We start from the raw sequence: 18,326 nt of genomic DNA, 5'->3' as shown, positions 1-18,326 counted from the left end.
CCGTCGTCGAGAAGGACACTCACCATGCGCCGCGCCTTGATCGTCGTTGACGTGCAGAACGACTTCTGCGAGGGGGGCAGCCTCGCCGTGGCCGGTGGTGCCGATGTGGCCGCCGCCATCACCGAGCTGATCGGGCAGGCGGGCGGCTCCGGCTACCAGCATGTGGTGGCCACCCGCGACCACCACATCGCACCCGGCGGCCACTTCGCCGACAACCCCGACTTCCGGCACTCCTGGCCCGCGCACTGCGTCGCGGGCACCGAGGGCGTCGGCTTCCACCCGAACTTCGCGCCCGCCGTCGCCTCCGGGGCGATCGACGCCGTCTTCGACAAGGGGGCGTACGCGGCGGCGTACAGCGGGTTCGAAGGGGCCGACGAGAACGGCATGAAGCTCGGCGACTGGCTGCGCGCCAGGGAGGTCGGCGAGGTGGACGTCGTCGGGATCGCCACCGACCACTGCGTACGCGCCACCGCCCTGGACGCCGCCCGGGAGGGCTTCCGCACCCAGGTGCTGCTCGACCTGACCGCCGGGGTGGCCGAGGGCACCACCGAGCGGGCGCTGGAGGAACTGCGGGAGGCGGGCGTGGAGCTCTCCGGGAAGCCCGTGGTCGCCTAGGGCCGCAAAGGCCCTAGAACCTGCCCGGCCCGCCCTGGCTCACGCCGGGGCCGCCGGGCGCCGTTTCAGGGCCCTGATGGGGTGCCACAGCTCCTGGGGGAGCTCCGGGCCGGGCACGACACCGTTGTCAGGTGCCGTGCGCCATATGAGGCCGTCGGGGTGGTGCAGGACCGCGGTGATCTCGTCGGGGGTCGGCGGGGCGGCGTTGCCGCGCAGGTAGACCGCCCGCATGCCCAGATTGCGCAGCCTGGTCAGGGCGCGCGCCCGGTTCTGGGCGTGCACGAGGACGCGTACGCAGCCCGTGCCGTGGGCGGTGGGCGTGGGCAGGTTCAGTGCCACCACCACGCTGCCTGTCGGCAGCTTGCAGAAACCTCCTGCGGCCATGCAGTCACACCCCCGTGCGAGTCGGCGTCGATGTCGGTGTCAATAAGGGAAGCACAGGACGCACCTAAACACGATCGGCGGCGACCCGCCAAGGGGTCACCGCCGATACGCTTCTGACCTGCGCAAATACCGACTACTTCACCGCAGGGCCCACCTCGACCTTGATCGTCGAGCCGTCCTTGGCCTCCCTGACGATCTTGATCTTGGTGTTGGTGTCAGTGATCTTGACACCGGCGAAGGGCGTCGAGTCGTCGTAGTAGGTGCTGGTGTGGTCGTTGAAGACCGGCACCCCCTTCGACGACGGGATCAGGGTCTCGACGTCCGCGTTGTGCACCGTGATGCCGTCCGTGCGGTACAGGCTGAACGGCGAGTCGTAGGACTGGATACGGCTGCGCATCAGCGTCCCGTCGGACCACTTCAGCGGCGTCGGGTGCGAGTCGATGGGCAGGACCAGGCCGGCACCGGGGTGCTGGCTGGTGTTGTTGTCCTGCTGGGAGGTGTCCCACTTCCAGATCAACAGGCCGTTCTGGTACGGGTAGTGCTCCACCCAGTTGGGACGGGTCGTCGAGAAGCCGAAGTTGTACGGGCCGACCCTCAACGTCCTGTCGTACGACACGTACTGGCGGTTCTCGGCGATGTAGTACTGCTTGTAGTCCTTGGTGAAGGACGCGCCGATGCGGGAGAAGCCGGTGGCGGTCCAACCCGGGTCCGCGCTCTCGGCGTTGTCGGAGAAGAGCGCCGTGCCGTCCGCGGTGACCGTGATCTCGTCGGCCGCGAAGCCCTTCTGCGCCACACCGCTGTCGGTCTCGTAGCGGAAGCGCAGGTCGATCTTCTTGCCCGCATAGGCGTCCAGCGGGTACGACAGTTTCTTGTAGCCGTCGACCGTGCCCGTCAGCGCCGGTTTGCCGCTGCCGTCGCGCGGGATGGCCTTGCCGTCCACCGTGCCGTCGATCGGGGTCCAGTTGGCGCCGCCGTCGGTCGACACCTCGGTGTAGAGGTAGTCGAAGTTGGCCTCGGTGTCGTAGTAGCCGTCCAGGGTGAGGGTGGCCTTGGACTTGCCTGTGAGGTCGACCGGCCGGGTCAGCGTGTTCTTCAGGTCGTTGCCGCTGCCGCTCCACCACTGGGTGGAGCCCTGCGCCGGGGTGACCACGTCGGTGGTGACCGCCTTGTCGGGCAGCGAGACCACCAGCGCCTGCTTGTTCTTGGTGTTGTACTCGGCGACGCCCAGCTTGCGCTTCGACCTGGTCGCGGCCTTCGCCGTGTCGTAGTTCAGCCAGCCCAGCTGCAGCTTGTCCCAGGCGTTGAAGTTGCCCGGCAGATCGCCGATGGTGTCCTCGCCGCGGCCGAGCCAGGACCCGTTGGACATCAGCGTCCAGAAACCGGTCGAGTTCTCACCGGCGTTGGTGGTGTCGTAGTGGTCCGGCAGGCCCAGGTCGTGACCGTACTCGTGGGCGAAGACGCCGAGTCCGCCGTTCTCCGGCTGGATGGTGTAGTCACCGACCCAGATGCCGGAGTCGCCGATCTGCGCGCCGCCCAGCTTGTTGTTCGCGGGGCCGGTGCTGCCCTTGTCGGAGCCGAACGCGTACCAGCGGTGCGCCCAGATCGCGTCCTTGCCCTGGGCGCCGCCGCCCGCGGACTCGTCCTCGCCGGCGTGCACGATCTGGAAGTGGTCTATGTAGCCGTCGGGCTCGTTGAAGTTGCCGTCGCCGTCGTAGTCGTAGCGGTCCCACTGGTCGAACTTCGCCAGCTCCGCCTTGATGTCGGCGTCGGACTTGCCGGCCGCCTTCTGCTGGGCGACCCACGCGTTCACGCCGTCGCTGACGACGTTCCACACGCTCGGGCAGTTGGTGGAGCCGCAGGCGTTGTTGCCGTAACGGGCCTCGTTGTAGGGGACCTTGACCCAGTCGGCGACCTCGCCGTCCACCGAGTAGCGGCCCGAGGACTGCTTCTCGTAGAACTTCTTCATCGACTCGACGTTGCTGCCGGTGCCGAAGTAGAGGTCCTGGAAGTGCTGCTGGTTGTAGTCCGCCTGCCAGGCGGTCGAGTTGTCCTTCGTGCGGTCGGGCTGGGCTATCTGATTGTGCGCCGGGCCCGCCGTGCCGCCGTACGTGCTGTCGGTCTTGTCGCCGAACTCGACCAGGATGGTGAAGATCTTGTCGGTCTTCTCCCGTCCCAGTTCCACGTACTTGCGGTCGCCCTTCTTCTTCCCCCCGAGCTGGACGACCTGCGAACCGCCCCGGTCCTTGACCTGGGCCTTGCCGGATATGACCTGGTTCAGGGCCTCCTGGCGCTGGGCATCCCGGGTCTTGGAGAGCGGACCGTCGAGGTCGTCGCTCTGCATGCTCTTGACCGCCGCCGGGTCATGGCGGTCACTTGAGGCGGTCTTGGCGGGGCCGGCGGCCTGGGCCACGGCGAACGTCGAGAACGTGGCGGTGGCGGCTGCGAGCGCGACACCGACCGCGGCTGCTCTGAACGTCCAGGGTTTTGGGGTCACTTGAATTCCTCTTGGTCAAGGTGGCAAGTCAAGTGACGCAATTTGACTAGAAGGCAGTAAGAAAAGACAGACCTTGACTTGAACAGGACAACTGCACTATGCGGATCCGGTGTTCGCTTTACGGACACCCTGACCGGCGCGTTCGAACGTCCACTTGATGGACGCCATGACTCCGTGCGCCCCCTGTGCACCGGCACTGTTGGTTAGGTCACGCTTACCGTTCGTTCCACTCGGGCATGCACGCGATTAGAGTCGGTTGGCGGACTGCCCGGAAATCGGCAGAAAACCAGGCCGACACCCCCGTGTACCCCCACTTCCGAGGACACGATTGCCATGCCTCGTCCGACGCCCGCCCAGCTCGTCTACGGTTCGTGCACCGTGATCTTCTCGACGCTCGCCATGCTGCTGCTGTCGCAGACGAGTTCGGGCGTGGGGATCGCGGTCATCGCCTTCGCGGCACTCGCTCTCGGACTCCTGGTCGCCATGACGGCCCCGGTGCCGAAGCCGAGGATCGTCGCGGTTCAGCAGCCCGCCGCGGCGGCCCAGGAGGAGACCCCTGTACCGGCCTCGGTCGCCGCGGTGGCCGCCGAGCCGGTGCACGAGCGCGCCGCATCCTGAACCTCCGCCTCAACTGGTGCTGACCACAACGGTCTTGGCGGCCTTGTCGTGCAGGCCCTGCTTGTACGGCCGGTCGAAGTAGCTCCAGCCGCCCGCGATCGCGGTCCAGATGCACGCGCAGCAGAACGCGAACGGGATCCACAGCACCGCCGCGCGGGCCAGCGAGGTCTGCACGGAGGGCGTGGAGCCGTTTTCGAGGTCGGCCACCCGCATGTTCAGCCACTTCTTGCCGAGCGTCTGTCCCGACTTGCTGATCAGATACGTGTCGTAGCCCATGTAGAGCACGGCGGCGATCACCGACTGCCCGAAGGACTTGGCGTAGGAGACCTTGTCGGCGTTCACGTCGTACTCGTGCACATTGAAGGCCCAGGTCAGCAGCCAGACGACGATGCCCACGAGGATCAGGTCGATGATCCTGGCCAGGGTGCGCCTGCCGCTGTCGGCGAGCGGGGGCATCCCGGCGAGGGGGTCGCTGGGGTACGGGACGCCGCCGTAAGCGTCACCGCCGCCGTACGGCGGGGGTTGCCCGCCGCCTTCCGGCGCGTCGTACGGTGAGCCCGACCCCTGGCCAGGAGGGGGCTGCTTCCTGAACGGGTCGTCTTCCGGCGGCCCGCCGGATCCGGGGGGCGGTTCGCTGCTCATGGCCCGAGTGGACCGCGAACCCTCCGGCTCCGCATCCGGCGAACGGCCGTCCGGAGTACGGATTCAGCTGGTGCATACGTCGTATGCGGTCAGCCCGTGACGAACGTACCCGCGGCCTTGTCGTGCCAGCACTGGTGCCACGGGCGGTCGAACACGCACCACACGACACCCAGGACACCGATGCCGAGCAGCCCGGGCACGCTGTACACGAGCCAGCGGCGCAGCGCCCCGCCGAAGGTCGGCGGCTCGTGCCCTTCGATGTCCCGCACCTCGAGACCCAGCAGCTTCTTGCCGAGGGTGCGGCCCCACTTGGCGGTGGGCAGCACCTCGTAGAGGACGCCGAAGAGGAGCAGTACGCCCAGGATGATGCCCAGGTAGACGGAGGTCGTGCCGTCCAGCAGCCAGACGGTCACGGTCCGGCCGGAGAGCTTGGCCTCGTCGATCTTCTCGTTGACGTGGTCGACCGCCTTGGCGCCCAGCGGTACGGCGGCCACGGCGGTGACGCCCGCGAGGACGACGGTGTCCAGCAGCCGGGCGGCCAGCCGCTTGCCGAGGCCTGCGGGGCGGGCCGCCGCCTGCCGCATGGCGGCCGCCTGGAAGATGTCCTCGACCGGCGGCTTCCAGGGGGCGACGGGCTGGTCCTCGTCGGCGCCCGCGAGCCGGTGCACCTGCTGCGCCCAGGAGTGCTGACCGCCGCCGGGGCCACTGGTCATGGGGGTGGCGACGGGGGCGGGGGCGGGTGACTGGCCGGCCGGGGGCCGGGCGCCGCCGCCCTGCGGAGGGATCGTCGGGTTGGACTGCTGGGGGCTCGAAGGGGCCGCCGGGGCGGGAGTGGCGGCGGGGGGCTGCCCTTGCGCCGCGGCGGCGCGGTCGGCGGCCGCCTTGCCCGCGCCGAAGCCGGGCGCCCCCGTGGAGCCGTCCTGCGCCCCGCCCTGCCGACCCGTGCGCTGGGACAGCGCACGGAACGTCATGGTGCCCTCGTCGGCAGCGGGGCCGGCGGGGCTGGGGATGCCGGAGGCGCCGCCGGCCGGGGGCTCCGTCCCGCCGGGCTGCGCCGTCGCCCGGCGGAAGACGAAGGTGCCGCCGGAGGCCGGGTCGTCCGCGTCTGCGTCCGTCGGCGGGATGGTCGCCGTGCCGTCCGTGCGGGACGCATGGCCGTCCGGCTGGGAGTGGGTGTCGGCGGCGACGCGCGGGTCCGCGGACTGCGGGTTGCCCCAGGAGACACGGCGGTCCTGGTCGCCGCCGAAGCCGGACTGCCGGGAGCTGTCGGCGCCCCAGGCGGCCGCGGGTTCGGGCCGACTGCCGTGCCGGCCCTCGGCCGGCTGCGGCTCGGGGTCCTCGTCGAAGAAGTGCGGTCCCGTCTCCTCGACCGAAGCCGGGGCGCTGCCGGGCGGCGGATCGAGCGACTCTCCGTCCGTCGGTGCCGGACGGCTGGTGCCCGGCACCCAGGACGCACCGTTCCAGTACCGGACATATCCGGGAATGGACGGGTCCGGGTAATAGCCTTCGCGGGGCCTGTTGTCACCGGGGGCCGGGGTTGGGGCGCTCATGTCCGTCGTCCCGTATCTGCTCGGGGGTGAATATGCGGGCCTCCACATCTATCAGACCGGCGCAACCCCCACCGACAGTCCCGCCAGTCCCACCCTTTCCGGGCAACGCCGTGCACCGTCCTCACACGTTCGGAAAAAAATTCTCCGAACCCGCGTAATGGTCGCGTCCCCCTCCGCTCTCCACGTGTACGGGCCCACCCGCAGGGCCCCGTACACCTGCCCGAGAGAGGAACCACACGACATGCACTACACCGTGGTGGAGCGCGAACTGGAGCTCAAGCTCATCCTGTCCCCGGAGCGCAGCATTCCGGTCCCGGCCCGGCTGAGCTACCGCACCGACGACCCGTATGCCGTCCATGTCACCTTCCACATCAACTCCGAGAACCCCGTGTACTGGACGTTCTCCCGCGACCTCCTGGTGGAGGGCGTGTTCCGGGCCTGCGGGCACGGGGACGTACGGGTGTGGCCGACCAAGTCGGAGGGCCGCAGCGTCGTTCTGATGGCGCTGAGTTCACCCGACGGTGACGCCCTGCTGGAGGCGCCGGCCGCCCAGGTCTCGGCCTGGCTGGAGCGGACCTTGCGGGTGGTGCCCCCGGGGACTGAGGGCGGGCAGCTGGGGATCGACGACGCGCTCGACCAGCTGCTCGCCCAGTGAGCCGTACCCCGCCAGGGGATCAGAACAGCTTGCCCGGATTCAGGATGCCCAGCGGATCGAAGACCTGCTTCACCCCACGCTGCATCTCCACCCCCACCGGGCCGATCTCGCGCGCCAGCCACTCCTTCTTCAGGACACCCACACCGTGCTCGCCGGTGATCGTGCCGCCGAGTTCCAGGCCGAGGGCCATGATCTCGTCGAAGGACTCGCGGGCGCGCCGGGACTCGTCCGGGTCGGCGGCGTCGAAGCAGACCGTCGGATGGGTGTTGCCGTCGCCGGCGTGCGCGACGACCCCGATGGTGAGCTGGTACTTCTCGGCGATCCGCTCGGTGCCTTCGAGCATCTCGGCGAGCCGGGAGCGGGGCACGCACACATCGTCGATCATCGTGACGCCCCGCACCGCTTCGAGCGCGGTGAGGGACAACCGCCTTGCCTGGAGCAGGAGTTCGGACTCGGCGAAGTCGTCGGCCGGGACGACCTGGGTGGCGCCCGCCGCCTCGCACAGCGCACCGACGGCCGCGAGGTCCAAGGCCGGGTCCGGGGTGTCGAAGGCGGCCAGGAGCAGGGCCTCCGTGGTCTCCGGGAGGCCCATGTGCGCCAGGTCGTTGACCGCCTTCACCGTCGTACGGTCCATGAGTTCGAGGAGCGAGGGCACATGGCCGCCCTCCATGATCCGGCACACCGCGTCGCAGGCGGCGGCCGCGGACGCGAACTCGGCGGCCAGCACGAGCTGCTGCGGCGGCTGCGGCCTGAGGGCCAGGATCGCCCTTACGACGATGCCGAGTGAGCCCTCGGAGCCGACGAAGAGGCGGGTGAGGTCGTAACCGGCGACGCCCTTCGCCGTACGGCGGCCGGTGGACATGAGCCGCCCGTCCGCCAGCACCACTTCCAGGCCGAGCACGTACTCGGCCGTGACTCCGTACTTCACACAGCACAGACCGCCCGAGGCCGTCCCGATGTTGCCGCCGATCGTGCACATCTCCCAGCTGGACGGGTCCGGCGGGTAGTACAGGCCGTGTTCGCCGACCGCGCGGGAGAGCGTCGCATTGATGACGCCCGGCTCGACCACGGCGATGCGGTCGACAGGGTTGATCTCCAGGATGCGGTCCATCTTCGTCAGGGACAGCACGATGCAGCCGTCGGAGGCGTTGGCGCCGCCCGACAGGCCCGTGCGGGCGCCCTGCGGGACGACCGGGACGCGCAGTTCGGTGGCGATGCGCATGACGTGCTGGACTTCTTCGACCTTGCGCGGCAGCACGACCACCGCGGGGGCGCCGGCCGGGCAGAAGCTGGCCATGTCGTTGGCGTAGGAGGCCGTGACGTCCGGGTCGGTCAGGACGGCCTCGGCGGGCAGACCGGCCAGGAGCCGGTCGACGAGGTTTCCGGTCGCTTCGTCGCGGGGGGCTTCGATACGGCTCATGATCACAGCCTCGCACCCGGGGCCATCGGTGTGAACCCCGTCTACGGCACTGGACGTAAGCCGGGATGTGCTCGTCGTATTGACGCACAGTGATCGCCATGGAGAAGCAAGCGGAGGGCCGCCGTCCGCGTCTGGGCCGGCGGGTGCTGATCGCCGCCGTCGCGGGGTGTGCCGTGCTCGGCGGGGCGCTGGCGCTGTGGCCCTGGGAGCGGACGGAGGCGCCCCGGCCGGTCGCGCCGGCGCCGGGAGCGCAGGCGCTGAGCGCGGTCACAGCGGGGGTGCCGGCCGCGCTGCCCGACCTGGCGATGCTGATCACCGTGCGCGAGGCCCGGGTGCGGGCGCACCCCGAGGACGCGCAGTCCTGGGCGGTGCTCGGCACGGCCTACGTCGAGCAGGGGCGGCGCACGGCGGACGCGACGAACTATCCGCGGGCCGAGAAGGCGCTGCGGACCTCGCTGACGGTGCAGGCGAAGGGGAACACGGCGGCGCTGGACGGCATGGCGGCGCTGGCCGACGCCCGCCGGGACTTCCGGGCGGCGCGGACCTGGGGCCGGGCGGCGCTGAAGCTCGGGCCGAAGCGGTGGACGACGTATCCGCTGCTGATCGACGCCTACACCGGGCTCGGCGACTACAAGGCGGCCAAGAAGACGCTGGACCGGCTGCTCGAACTGCACTCCGGGGCGGCCGTCGTGCGGGCGCGAGCGGCGGCCGTCTACCGCGACCGGGGCTGGCGCGAGGACGCGGCGGCCGCCCTGTACGACGCGGCGGCGGCAGCGGGCACGCCGGTCGAGCAGGCGGCGTGGCTGGAGCGGGCCGGGCAGCTGGCCTTCGAGCGCGGTGATCTGGAGGAGGCGCTCCGTCGCTTCCAGGCGGCGGTGCGTCTCGACCCGGACCAGCGGGCCGCGCAGGCCGGGCAGGGCCGGACGCTGGCGGCACTGGGCCGGACGACGGAGGCGCTGAGCGCGTACCGGGTGGCGCTCGACCGGCAGCCGTGCCCCCAATACGCCCTGGAACTGGGCGAGTTGTACGAGTCACTGGGAATGGCGGAGGCCGCGCGGGCGGAGTACGACGTGCTGGGGACCCGGGTGGCGGACGAGGCCGCGGGCGGCGTGGACGACGACCTGGTGCTCGGCGCCTTCGAGGCGGACCACGGGGATCCGCGGGAGGCCGTGCGCCGGCTGCGCGCCGAGTGGCAGCGGCAGCCGGGGACCGAGGTGGCCGATGCGCTGGGGTGGGCGCTGCACATGGCCGGGGACGACAAGGGGGCGCTGAAGTTCGCCATGGTGGCGACGGACAGGGCGCACGGGGGTGCCGTGCGCAGTGCGCTGTTCTCGTACCACCGGGGCATGATCGAGCGGGACCTGGAGCTGGCCGGGCCTGCGCGGCGGCATCTGCAGGAGGCCTTGCGGATCAATCCGTACTTCTCGCCGCTCAGGGTGCCGCTGGCGAAGCAGGCGTTGGCGGCGTTGGGCGAACCGCCGGACGAGCCGGTGCCCACGCCCCAGGAGAGCAAAGAGCCGCCGGAGGACGAGAGTTGAGTCAGACCGACGCGGTACCGATCAGCGCATTGCGGGTGACCAGCGCCGCCAGTTGCTCCTCTGCCAGCCCCTCCGTCCCCTCCGGCCTGCGTGGCAGCACCATGTAGCGGGTCTCGGCGCTGGAGTCCCACACGGTGATCTCCGTGGCCGGCGGCAGTTCGAGGCCGAACTCGGCGAGTACGGCGCGCGGTTCGCGGACCACGCGGGAGCGGTAGGCCTCCGACTTGTACCAGCTGGGGGACGGGCCGAGGAGGCGGAGCGGGTAGCAGGAGCAGAGGGTGCAGACGATGACGTTGTGGGTCGCCGCCGTGTTCTCGACGACCCGCAGGCGCTGGTAGGAGCCCTCCATGTAGCCGAGTTCGCGGACGGCCGCGGTGCCGTCCGCCAGCAGCCGCGCCCTGAACCCGGCGTCGGTCCAGGCATGTGCGACGACCCTCGCGCCGTTCGCGGGCGACGCCCCGCTCAGGGATGCGTCGATGATCTCGTCCAGCCGGGCGCCCGAGAGGACGCCCTTCTCCTCCAGCAGGGTCTCCAGGCGTCGTACCCGCTGCGCGATCGTCGCGTCGGAGTGGTCACCGCTCATCAGCACGGTCCTCTTCCAAGTAGCTTTCCCACAGGTCCAGTACGACGTGGTGGTCGCCCTCGCCCCACAGGTCACGGGCCGCGAACCGGACCGCGTACACCTGCTCGACCGGCGCGTCCCCGCGGCCCTGCGCGCTGACGTCGGCCAGTTCCGCCCGCCCCTCCGGCTCGACCACGATGCCCCGCTTCCCGCGTGCGTACCGCGGCAGGCGGGTGTGGTGCGGCGGGTCGTGGTGGAAGGTGCGGACGGCCGTGCCCGGCGGGAAGCGGTCGGCGTCAGCCATCGAGCTCACCCGGCTCGATCACGCCCTTGCGCTCCAGCAGGACGCAGATCGCCTCGAACCAGCGCTCGTAGTACGACGCCGACAGGTACTCCCTGGGCGGCATCGACTCGATCGCGTCCCGGAACTCGTTCGTGTTGAAGATCCCTTGCGCGCGCAGGGCGTTGAGGAGCCCGAGGACCCGGGCCTCCCAGTCCGCGTGGAAGGGCTCGGCGTCGTCGGTGATGTCGACGGCGCCGAAGCCCTCCGTACCGCCCACGTCGTTGATCCTGGCCATGCGGCCAGCCTACGACTCCCCCTGCGGCTACTCGCCGTCCTTCACGAAGATCGAGAAGCGGCGTGCCGCGTGCTCCCCCGAGGCGAAGCCGAGGTACACCTTCGGATCCGCTGTGCCGCGCACGGCGACGCCCTCCGGCTCGCGGTACGCGAGCGTGTACCCGGCCTCGGTGCGCTGCTGCTGGAGCAGCTTTCCGGTGGTGATGGAGAGGCTGGAGGCGTACGCGTTGCCCTTCTTGGCGAACGGGTTGGTCGTGGTGTTGTAGGCCGTGCCCGCGAGCTGGTAGACGGTGTCTCGGTGCAGGGCATAGCCCTGGAAGGGGATCTTGGGGTCCGGGTGGGCGCCCACCTGGGCGATGTCCGCGATCGGGTTGTCGTAGTCGCGGGCCGTGAAGGCGTCGAGGTCCCAGATGCGATAGCGGGGCTTGTTGGCCTTGTCGCGGTAGCGGACGGCGATGCGCCTGGACGCCATGCAGACCGACGGCTGGTTGTTGGTGGAGTCCGCTATCGGTTTGCGGATCTTCACGTCCGCGGCGGTGCGCGTGGCGCCGTTCGCGAAGTGGAAGCGGGTGACGCCCTGCCCGAAACCGTTCACGGCGTCGGCCTCGGTCCAGATCCAGGTGGAGCCGTCCTTGGCGTCGCGCTGGATGCCCATGCTGACGCCGTGGCCGAAGCCCTTCAGATACATGTGGCCCAGCCGGTTGCCGTTGTAGTCCAGCTGGTTGAGGCACAGGTCGCCGGCCGCGTGGCCGGTCGCGGTGACCTGAAGGACGTACAGGTGCTTGTTCGCCTCGTCGAAGGCGAACGACTGCAGCACCGTCGACTCCTTCAGCGTGGCCTTCTGCCACAGCCAGCGGTCGGACGGTACGGCGAGGTCTATCGGAGTGGTCACGCTCTCCCCCGAGTCCTGTGGATGCCCCCTTGGCACCCACAGGACATGAGAGCGTCAACCGTTGTTATTTGGTTGCACGTTCTACCAATTCACAGGCGTCGCACAGGCCTCAGAGGTTGCCGCGCTTCTCCTGCTCCCGCTCGATGGCCTCGAACAGCGCCTTGAAGTTGCCCTTGCCGAAGCCCATCGAGCCGTGCCGCTCGATGATCTCGAAGAAGACGGTCGGGCGGTCCTGGACCGGCTTGGTGAAGATCTGCAGCAGATAGCCGTCCTCGTCGCGGTCGGCGAGGATCTTCAGCTCGCGCAGGGTCTCGACGGGGACGCGGGTGTCGCCGACCCACTCGCCGAGGGTGTCGTAGTACGAGTCCGGAGTGTTGAGGAACTGCACTCCGGCCGCCCGCATCGTCCGTACCGTCTGCACGATGTCGTTGGTGTTGAGCGCGATGTGCTGGACGCCCGCGCCGCCGTAGAACTCCAGGTACTCGTCGATCTGGGACTTCTTCTTGGCGACGGCGGGCTCGTTGATCGGGAACTTGACCTTGAGCGTGCCGTCGGCGACGACCTTCGACATCAGGGCGCTGTACTCGGTGGCGATGTCGTCGCCCACGAACTCCTTCATGTTCGTGAAGCCCATGACCCGGTTGTAGAAGCCGACCCACTCGTTCATACGGCCGAGCTCGACGTTGCCCACGCAGTGGTCGATGGCCTGGAAGGTGCGGTGGGCGGGCGGTTCGACCATGGGGGCGGCGGTGACGAAGCCGGGCAGGTACGGGCCGTCGTAGCCGGAGCGGTCGACCAGGGTGTGGCGGGTCTCGCCGTAGGTGGCGATCGCGGCGAGGACCACCGTGCCGTGCTCGTCCTTCAGCTCGTACGGCTCCGCGACCGAGCGGGCGCCGTGCTCCAGGGCGTGGGCGTACGCGGCGCGGGCGTCCGGGACCTCGATGGCGAGGTCGATCACGCCGTCGCCGTGCTCGGCCACATGCCGGGCGAGGAAGTGGCCCCAGGCGGTGGCCGCCTTGATGACGGAGGTGAAGACGAAGCGTGCCGAGCCGTTCTCCAGCACATAGCTCGCGGTCTCGCGGCTGCCGTTCTCCGGTCCGGAGTAGGCCACGAGCCGCATGCCGAAGGCGGTGGAGTAGTAGTGCGCCGCCTGCTTGGCGTTGCCCACGGCGAAGACGACCGCGTCCATTCCCTTGACCGGGAAGGGGTCGGCCTGCCGGGCGGTGTCGGGAGTGTGGTGTGTGGTCTGCGTCATAACGGCAGCCTGTCCCTGCATCGGCAAGGTGCGCAATAGTTTGTGTTTTCACTGGGCAATCTGCTCAGCGAGAGGCCCGTGCGAGCGGGCTTTCTGTACAGGATGACCACCGACCAGGGAGGCTGCTGTGGCGATCGATCAGCTGGACGGCCGGATCATCGTGCTGCTGGCACGGGAGCCGCGGATCGGAGTGCTGGAGATGTCCCGGCGGCTCGGGGTGGCGCGCGGGACGGTGCAGGCGCGGCTGGACCGGCTTCAGTCGAATGGCGTCATCCGCGGATTCGGGCCGCAGGTGGATCCGGCCGCCCTCGGCTACCCCGTCACCGCCTTCGCCACGCTCCAGATCCGGCAGGGCCAAGGGGCCGACGTCCGGGCGCACTTGGCGACCGTGCCCGAGGTGCTGGAGCTGCACACCACCACCGGCAACGGGGACATGCTGTGCCGGCTGGTGGCCCGCTCCAACGCCGATCTCCAGCGGGTCATCGACCTGGTTGTCGGTTTTGATGGCATTGTCCGGGCCGCCACCGCGATCGTGATGGAGAACCCCGTTCCGCTGCGGATCATCCCGCTGGTGGAGCAGGCGGCAAAGGACGCCGAGCCGACCTAGCCCTCGGGGCGGGGGTGAGCACGTATGAGCTTCTGGGAGTACCTGAGCACCCGGCACCAGCAGCTGCTCACCGACGCATACCAACACGCGAGCGCCGTGTTCCAGTGCATGGTCGTGGCGACCGTGATCGGCGTACTGATCGGGATCGTCACCTATCGCAGCGAATGGGCGGGGAGCCTCGCGACCACGACCACCTCGACCATTCTGACCATTCCCTCGCTCGCCATGATCGGTCTGCTCATCCCGATGGTGGGCCTGGGCGTGCCGCCCACGGTGATCGCGCTGACGCTGTACGGCCTGTTGCCGATCGTGCGGAACTCGATCGTCGGGCTGCGCGGGGTCGACCCGTCGCTGGTGGACGCGGCAAAGGGGATCGGGATGTCCCGGCTGATGCGGCTGATGCGGGTCGAGCTGCCGCTGGCCTGGCCGCCGATCCTGATCGGGATCCGGGTCTCGACACAGATGCTGATGGGTATCGCCGCGATCGCCGCGTACGCCTCCGGGCCGGGCCTCGGCAACGAGATCTTCCGCGGCCTCGGCTCGCTGGGCAGCAAGAACGCGCTCAACCAGGTCCTCGCGGGCACGCTCGGGATCATCGTCCTTGCGCTGCTGTTCGACGCCGCGTACGTCCTGATCGGACGGCTGACCATTCCCAGGGGGATCCGTGCCTGAGACCACGCATGGGGCGACGATCGAGTTGGAGAACCTCACCAAGCGGTATCCGGGCAACCCCGGCCCCTCCGTCGACAACGTCAACATGGAGATCAAGGCGGGCGAGATCGTCATCTTTGTCGGGCCGTCCGGATGCGGTAAGTCGACAACGCTCAAGATGATCAACAGGTTGATCGAGCCGACCGGTGGCCGCATCAGGATCAACGGTGAGGACGTGACCGACATCGATCCGGTCAAGCTGCGCCGCAAGGTGGGCTATGCGATCCAGTCGGCCGGGCTCTTCCCGCACATGACGGTCGCCCAGAACATCTCCCTCGTACCGAGGATGATCGGCTGGCCCAAGGCACGGATCGGCTCCCGGGTCGAGGAACTGCTCGACCTCGTCGGCCTGGACCCGGCCGAGTTCCACGGCCGCTACCCGCGCCAGCTGTCCGGCGGCCAGCAGCAACGCGTGGGCGTGGCACGGGCGTTGGCCGCCGATCCGCCCGTACTGCTGATGGACGAGCCGTTCGGCGCGGTCGACCCCATCACCCGCGACCACCTGCAGGACGAGCTGATCCGGCTCCAGCACGAGCTGCACAAGACGATCGTGTTCGTCACGCACGACTTCGACGAGGCGATCAAGCTCGGCGACCGCATCGTCGTCCTGCGCGAACGCTCGCACATCGCGCAGTTCGACACCCCGGAGGCGATCCTCACCAACCCGGCGGACGACTTCGTGTCCGGGTTCGTGGGCGCGGGCGCCGCGCTGAAACGCCTGAACCTCACCCGCGTACGGGACGTCGAGATCACCGACTACCCGACGGTCACCCTCGACGACCCGGTCCAGGAGATCTTCAACGGGCTCCGGAGCAGCGGGACCAACGAGATCCTGCTGCTCGACAGGCGCCGCCGCCCCTACAAGTGGCTCAGGCGCGGCGACCTGATGCGCGCCCGGGGCTCGCTCGCGCGGGCGGGGACCCTGGTGAGCGACACGGTGACCAGGGACGCGACCCTCCGGGACGCGCTGGAGGCCGTGCTGACCGACAACGCGGGGCGGGTCGCGGTGACCGGGCGGCGCGGCGAGTACGAGGGCGTCGTCGACATGGAGACGCTGATGAACTCCGTGCACGAGCTGCTGGAGGCCGACCGGCTGGAGGCGACGGAGGGCCGGCACGAGCTGGAGGAGCTGCGGGCCGACCGGACGCACGCCGAGCAGGAGGGCCCCGGAGGGGTGACGAAGGCATGACCACTCCGGAGCTGGAAGATCCCGAGCTGGAACACCCCGCACCGGCAGAGCGGGAGGCTCCGCAGGAGGCCGCGGCCCCGCCGCCACCGCCGAGCCCCCTGAAGTCACGCATCACCTGGCAGAAACTGACCTTCCTGCCCTCCGTGATCGTCGCCGTCCTGCTCGCGACCTGGCTGTGGTTCAGTCAGGCCGACCTCGACGCGATCTCCGAGAACGCGCTCTCCGACGGCCAGGTCTCCAGGGCCCTCTGGCAGCACATCCAACTCACCGTGATCTCCACGTTCTTCGTGCTGATCATCGCGATCCCGCTGGGCATCCTGCTGACCCGCAAGGCATTCCGGAAGGCGACCCCGGTGGCGATGACGATCGCCAACATGGGCCAGGCGACCCCGGCGATCGGCCTCCTCGCCCTGCTGGTCATCTGGCTCGGCACCGGCACGAAGGCCGCCCTGATCGGCATCGTCATCTACGGCGTCCTGCCGGTGCTGTCGAACACCATCGCCGGCCTGAAGGCCAACGACCCGACCCTGCTGGAGGCGGCCCGCGGCATCGGCATGTCGCCCCAGGGCGTGCTGTCGCGCGTGGAGCTGCCGCTCGCCGTCCCGCTGATCCTCGCGGGCGTCCGTACCGCGCTGGTCCTGGACGTCGGCACGGCGACCCTGGCGACCTTCGGCGGAGGCGGCGGCCTGGGCGTGCTGATCACGGCCGGCATCACCAACCAGCGGATGCCGGTGCTGATGCTGGGCTCGATCCTCACGGTGGTCCTGGCGCTCCTGGTGGACTGGCTGGCCTCATTGGCCGAACTCCTGCTGCGGCCACGGGGGTTGGAGGCGGGGACGTGAGACGGCGTATGTGTCCTGCGTGTCTGCTGTCGGCCGCGGTCCTGGTGTCCGCGTCCGGCTGCGGCCTGCAGAGCGGTTCGCCCATGGCCGACGACGTGCAGCCCGCCTCCATCGGGCGGAGCGAACCCCTCGCGGGCGCCCATCTGACCGTCACCGCGAAGGCGTTCACCGAACAGCTGATTCTCGGCGCGATCATGGGCATCGCCTTCCAGGCGGCCGGCGCGGATGTGCTCGACCGCACGGGCATCCAGGGCTCCATCGGCGCGCGGGAAGCCGTCAAGTCCGGTGACGCGGACGGCATGTACGAGTACACGGGCACCGCCTGGATCACGTACCAGGGCAACAGCGAGCCGATCCCCGACCCGCAGAAGCAGTGGCAGGGGGTGCACGACGCGGACCTCGACAACGGCCTGACCTGGCTGCCGCCGTCGTCCCTCAACAACACCTACGCACTGGCGATGAACCAGGCGAACTTCAAGAAATACGGCACGAAGACGCTGTCGGACGTGGCCGCCCTGGCGAAGCAGGACCCGGGTGCGGTGACCCTGTGCGTGGAGAGCGAGTTCGCCAACCGGGCGGACGGGCTGCCGGGCATGGAGAAGGCGTACGGGATGAGCGCGCCTTCGAAGAACATCACACAGATGGACACCGGGATCATCTACACCCAGGCGAAGAAGGGGAGTTGCACCTACGGGGAGGTCTTCACCACCGACGGCCGCATCAAGTCCATGAACCTGGTGGTGATGGAGGACGACAAGAAGTTCTTCCCCAACTACAACGTGGCACCGGAGATCAACTCCAAGGCCCTGAAGAAGTGGCCGGCGATCGCGGAGGTCCTGAACCCGGTCACGCAGAGGCTGAACAACACGGTGGCGCGGACGCTGAACGCGAAGGTGGACGTGGACGGGCAGGACCCGCATCAGGTGGCGTTGGACTGGATGAAGCGGGAGGGCTTCGTCAAGTCCGGCTGATCTTCCCTGAGTTCAGCAGGAGGGAACGGACCCCTTGCCCGTCTCCAGGGCGGTCAGGGCGTTGACCGCGCCCTTCAGCGTGGTCACCGGGATCAGCCGCAGCCCCTTCGGCAGCTCGGACTTGGCGTCGGAGCACTCGGCCTTCGGCACCAGGAAGACGGTCGCCCCGTCCCGGCGTGCGGCCTGCGTCTTGAGGGCCACGCCGCCGACTGCGCCGACCGTCCCGTCGTCGCCGATGGTCCCCGTACCGGCGATGTTGCGGCCGCCCGTGAGGTCGCCGCCGCTGCCGTTCCCGTCCAGCTTGTCGATGATGCCGAGGGTGAAGAGCAGGCCGGCGCTGGGGCCGCCCACGTCGGCGAGCTTCAGTGTGACCTTGACCTTCCTGTCGCTGAGGTGCAGATAGTCCAGGGCGGCCCGGGTCGCCGCGTCCTGGGACTGCTTCATCTGCGCGCTGTTGTGCGCCTCGATCTCCTTCGTGGACTGCCCGCTCGGATAGACCGAGTCGTGCGGCATGACGGCCTTGTCCGTGGCGAACCAGGCGGAGAGCACGTCGCCGAGCGAGACATGCGTGTCCGGGTTGGTCGCCACGATCGTCGTCATCCGCAGCTGCCCACTCGCCGCCCGGGTCTTCGCCCCGGAGATCGTGATCACCGGGGTGCCCTTGTTGTCCCCGAGCACATTCGCCGTCATACCGGGCTGCGCCAGCGAGAACGGCAGCGGCGCGAAGACCGCGGTGGCGATCAGCGCGACGACGGGCACGGCGCAGATGGCGAGGGCCTGGGGGCGTGTGAGGCGAGAGAGCAC

The 18,326-nt window shown here is 69.5% G+C and carries 20 protein-coding genes; 9 read left to right on the top strand and 11 right to left on the bottom strand.

What is annotated here, in order from left to right:
* The first annotated feature begins 24 nt into the window (after nucleotides 1–24).
* Nucleotides 25–615: an isochorismatase family protein gene (locus P2Q00_RS14250; RefSeq protein WP_275772850.1), complete on the top strand. Its 591-nt coding sequence runs from the start codon at nucleotides 25–27 to the stop codon at nucleotides 613–615.
* A gap of 39 nt (nucleotides 616–654) precedes the next feature.
* Here P2Q00_RS14250 and P2Q00_RS14245 read toward each other — a convergent pair whose 3' ends face one another.
* Together P2Q00_RS14245 and P2Q00_RS14240 are read right to left on the bottom strand one after the other, a co-directional pair.
* On the bottom strand, nucleotides 655–999 hold the full coding sequence (locus P2Q00_RS14245; protein ID WP_275772849.1) for a hypothetical protein: 345 nt from the start codon (nucleotides 997–999) through the stop codon (nucleotides 655–657).
* 133 nt (nucleotides 1,000–1,132) lie between these two features.
* Complete coding sequence (locus tag P2Q00_RS14240; RefSeq protein WP_275772848.1) at nucleotides 1,133–3,493, bottom strand: immune inhibitor A domain-containing protein; 2,361 nt, start codon at nucleotides 3,491–3,493, stop codon at nucleotides 1,133–1,135.
* A 333-nt stretch (nucleotides 3,494–3,826) separates the two neighbouring features.
* Between P2Q00_RS14240 and P2Q00_RS14235 the strand changes: the two genes are divergently transcribed.
* On the top strand, nucleotides 3,827–4,111 hold the full coding sequence (locus P2Q00_RS14235) for a hypothetical protein (protein WP_275772847.1): 285 nt from the start codon (nucleotides 3,827–3,829) through the stop codon (nucleotides 4,109–4,111).
* A gap of 9 nt (nucleotides 4,112–4,120) precedes the next feature.
* On the opposite strand, the gene P2Q00_RS14230 is transcribed toward P2Q00_RS14235, so the two are convergent.
* Together P2Q00_RS14230 and P2Q00_RS14225 are read right to left on the bottom strand one after the other, a co-directional pair.
* Nucleotides 4,121–4,753 (bottom strand): RDD family protein, encoded by a 633-nt coding sequence (locus P2Q00_RS14230; RefSeq protein WP_275772846.1) that lies wholly within the window; start codon nucleotides 4,751–4,753, stop codon nucleotides 4,121–4,123.
* An 89-nt stretch (nucleotides 4,754–4,842) separates the two neighbouring features.
* Nucleotides 4,843–6,303 (bottom strand): RDD family protein, encoded by a 1,461-nt coding sequence (locus P2Q00_RS14225; RefSeq protein WP_275772845.1) that lies wholly within the window; start codon nucleotides 6,301–6,303, stop codon nucleotides 4,843–4,845.
* Nucleotides 6,304–6,544: 241 nt separating this feature from the next.
* Between P2Q00_RS14225 and P2Q00_RS14220 the strand changes: the two genes are divergently transcribed.
* Entirely contained in the window at nucleotides 6,545–6,958 is a 414-nt protein-coding gene (locus tag P2Q00_RS14220; protein WP_275772844.1) for an SsgA family sporulation/cell division regulator, read from the top strand.
* A gap of 19 nt (nucleotides 6,959–6,977) precedes the next feature.
* Here the strand turns inward: P2Q00_RS14220 and P2Q00_RS14215 are convergent, their stop codons facing one another.
* Entirely contained in the window at nucleotides 6,978–8,384 is a 1,407-nt protein-coding gene (locus P2Q00_RS14215; RefSeq protein WP_275772843.1) for an FAD-binding oxidoreductase, read from the bottom strand.
* A 92-nt stretch (nucleotides 8,385–8,476) separates the two neighbouring features.
* On the opposite strand from P2Q00_RS14215, the gene P2Q00_RS14210 reads away from it, so the two are divergent.
* Nucleotides 8,477–9,916 carry a tetratricopeptide repeat protein gene (locus P2Q00_RS14210; RefSeq protein ID WP_275772842.1) on the top strand — a complete coding sequence of 480 codons (1,440 nt, stop codon included), beginning with the start codon at nucleotides 8,477–8,479 and terminating at the stop codon, nucleotides 9,914–9,916.
* A 1-nt stretch (nucleotide 9,917) separates the two neighbouring features.
* On the opposite strand, the gene nthA is transcribed toward P2Q00_RS14210, so the two are convergent.
* From nthA to hppD, 5 genes are all read right to left on the bottom strand, one after another.
* The gene (gene nthA, locus P2Q00_RS14205; RefSeq protein WP_275772841.1) at nucleotides 9,918–10,499 is read right to left on the bottom strand and encodes a nitrile hydratase subunit alpha; all 582 of its coding nucleotides are present in this window, start codon (nucleotides 10,497–10,499) and stop codon (nucleotides 9,918–9,920) included.
* The gene (locus tag P2Q00_RS14200; RefSeq protein ID WP_275772839.1) at nucleotides 10,489–10,782 is read right to left on the bottom strand and encodes an SH3-like domain-containing protein; all 294 of its coding nucleotides are present in this window, start codon (nucleotides 10,780–10,782) and stop codon (nucleotides 10,489–10,491) included. Before P2Q00_RS14200 ends, nthA begins: the two co-directional genes overlap by 11 nt.
* A complete protein-coding gene (locus P2Q00_RS14195) occupies nucleotides 10,775–11,056 on the bottom strand; it encodes an SH3-like domain-containing protein (RefSeq protein WP_275772838.1) in 282 nt (93 codons plus the stop codon). Before P2Q00_RS14195 ends, P2Q00_RS14200 begins: the two co-directional genes overlap by 8 nt.
* Nucleotides 11,057–11,083: 27 nt before the next feature.
* Entirely contained in the window at nucleotides 11,084–11,947 is an 864-nt protein-coding gene (locus P2Q00_RS14190) for a phage baseplate protein (RefSeq protein ID WP_275772837.1), read from the bottom strand.
* Nucleotides 11,948–12,056: 109 nt separating this feature from the next.
* The gene (gene hppD / locus P2Q00_RS14185) at nucleotides 12,057–13,202 is read right to left on the bottom strand and encodes a 4-hydroxyphenylpyruvate dioxygenase (RefSeq protein ID WP_275772836.1); all 1,146 of its coding nucleotides are present in this window, start codon (nucleotides 13,200–13,202) and stop codon (nucleotides 12,057–12,059) included.
* 127 nt (nucleotides 13,203–13,329) lie between these two features.
* Between hppD and P2Q00_RS14180 the strand changes: the two genes are divergently transcribed.
* From P2Q00_RS14180 to P2Q00_RS14160, 5 genes are read left to right on the top strand one after another with little or no spacing between them, the layout of a single operon-like run.
* Nucleotides 13,330–13,809, top strand: a complete 480-nt coding sequence (locus tag P2Q00_RS14180) for an Lrp/AsnC family transcriptional regulator (protein ID WP_275772834.1) — start codon at nucleotides 13,330–13,332, stop codon at nucleotides 13,807–13,809.
* A 24-nt stretch (nucleotides 13,810–13,833) separates the two neighbouring features.
* Entirely contained in the window at nucleotides 13,834–14,481 is a 648-nt protein-coding gene (locus tag P2Q00_RS14175; RefSeq protein WP_275772832.1) for an ABC transporter permease, read from the top strand.
* On the top strand, nucleotides 14,474–15,709 hold the full coding sequence (locus tag P2Q00_RS14170; protein ID WP_275772831.1) for a betaine/proline/choline family ABC transporter ATP-binding protein: 1,236 nt from the start codon (nucleotides 14,474–14,476) through the stop codon (nucleotides 15,707–15,709). Before P2Q00_RS14175 ends, P2Q00_RS14170 begins: the two co-directional genes overlap by 8 nt.
* Nucleotides 15,706–16,551: an ABC transporter permease gene (locus P2Q00_RS14165; RefSeq protein ID WP_275772829.1), complete on the top strand. Its 846-nt coding sequence runs from the start codon at nucleotides 15,706–15,708 to the stop codon at nucleotides 16,549–16,551. The genes P2Q00_RS14170 and P2Q00_RS14165 overlap by 4 nt, the downstream gene beginning before the upstream one ends.
* A gap of 8 nt (nucleotides 16,552–16,559) precedes the next feature.
* The gene (locus P2Q00_RS14160; protein ID WP_275773167.1) at nucleotides 16,560–17,522 is read left to right on the top strand and encodes a glycine betaine ABC transporter substrate-binding protein; all 963 of its coding nucleotides are present in this window, start codon (nucleotides 16,560–16,562) and stop codon (nucleotides 17,520–17,522) included.
* A 12-nt stretch (nucleotides 17,523–17,534) separates the two neighbouring features.
* On the opposite strand, the gene P2Q00_RS14155 is transcribed toward P2Q00_RS14160, so the two are convergent.
* On the bottom strand, nucleotides 17,535–18,326 hold the full coding sequence (locus P2Q00_RS14155; RefSeq protein WP_275772828.1) for a YlbL family protein: 792 nt from the start codon (nucleotides 18,324–18,326) through the stop codon (nucleotides 17,535–17,537).

Origin of the sequence: Streptomyces coacervatus (assembly GCF_029223485.1) — a bacterium.
In the GTDB taxonomy this organism is placed as follows: Bacteria; Actinomycetota; Actinomycetes; order Streptomycetales; family Streptomycetaceae; genus Streptomyces; species Streptomyces coacervatus.
This window is presented reverse-complemented; position numbering and strand designations above follow the sequence as displayed.

What these genes read in the sequence shown, in the direction of transcription:
- P2Q00_RS14245 (WP_275772849.1), bottom strand. Translation starts at nt 999, where the DNA reads ATGGCCGCAGGAGGTTTCTGCAAGCTGCCGACAGGCAGCGTGGTGGTG.
- nthA (WP_275772841.1), bottom strand. Translation starts at nt 10,499, where the DNA reads ATGAGCGGTGACCACTCCGACGCGACGATCGCGCAGCGGGTACGACGC.
- P2Q00_RS14160 (WP_275773167.1), top strand. Translation starts at nt 16,560, where the DNA reads ATGTGTCCTGCGTGTCTGCTGTCGGCCGCGGTCCTGGTGTCCGCGTCC.
- P2Q00_RS14165 (WP_275772829.1), top strand. Translation starts at nt 15,706, where the DNA reads ATGACCACTCCGGAGCTGGAAGATCCCGAGCTGGAACACCCCGCACCG.
- P2Q00_RS14225 (WP_275772845.1), bottom strand. Translation starts at nt 6,303, where the DNA reads ATGAGCGCCCCAACCCCGGCCCCCGGTGACAACAGGCCCCGCGAAGGC.
- P2Q00_RS14230 (WP_275772846.1), bottom strand. Translation starts at nt 4,753, where the DNA reads ATGAGCAGCGAACCGCCCCCCGGATCCGGCGGGCCGCCGGAAGACGAC.
- P2Q00_RS14220 (WP_275772844.1), top strand. Translation starts at nt 6,545, where the DNA reads ATGCACTACACCGTGGTGGAGCGCGAACTGGAGCTCAAGCTCATCCTG.
- P2Q00_RS14235 (WP_275772847.1), top strand. Translation starts at nt 3,827, where the DNA reads ATGCCTCGTCCGACGCCCGCCCAGCTCGTCTACGGTTCGTGCACCGTG.
- hppD (WP_275772836.1), bottom strand. Translation starts at nt 13,202, where the DNA reads ATGACGCAGACCACACACCACACTCCCGACACCGCCCGGCAGGCCGAC.
- P2Q00_RS14200 (WP_275772839.1), bottom strand. Translation starts at nt 10,782, where the DNA reads ATGGCTGACGCCGACCGCTTCCCGCCGGGCACGGCCGTCCGCACCTTC.
- P2Q00_RS14210 (WP_275772842.1), top strand. Translation starts at nt 8,477, where the DNA reads ATGGAGAAGCAAGCGGAGGGCCGCCGTCCGCGTCTGGGCCGGCGGGTG.
- P2Q00_RS14250 (WP_275772850.1), top strand. Translation starts at nt 25, where the DNA reads ATGCGCCGCGCCTTGATCGTCGTTGACGTGCAGAACGACTTCTGCGAG.
- P2Q00_RS14195 (WP_275772838.1), bottom strand. Translation starts at nt 11,056, where the DNA reads ATGGCCAGGATCAACGACGTGGGCGGTACGGAGGGCTTCGGCGCCGTC.
- P2Q00_RS14175 (WP_275772832.1), top strand. Translation starts at nt 13,834, where the DNA reads ATGAGCTTCTGGGAGTACCTGAGCACCCGGCACCAGCAGCTGCTCACC.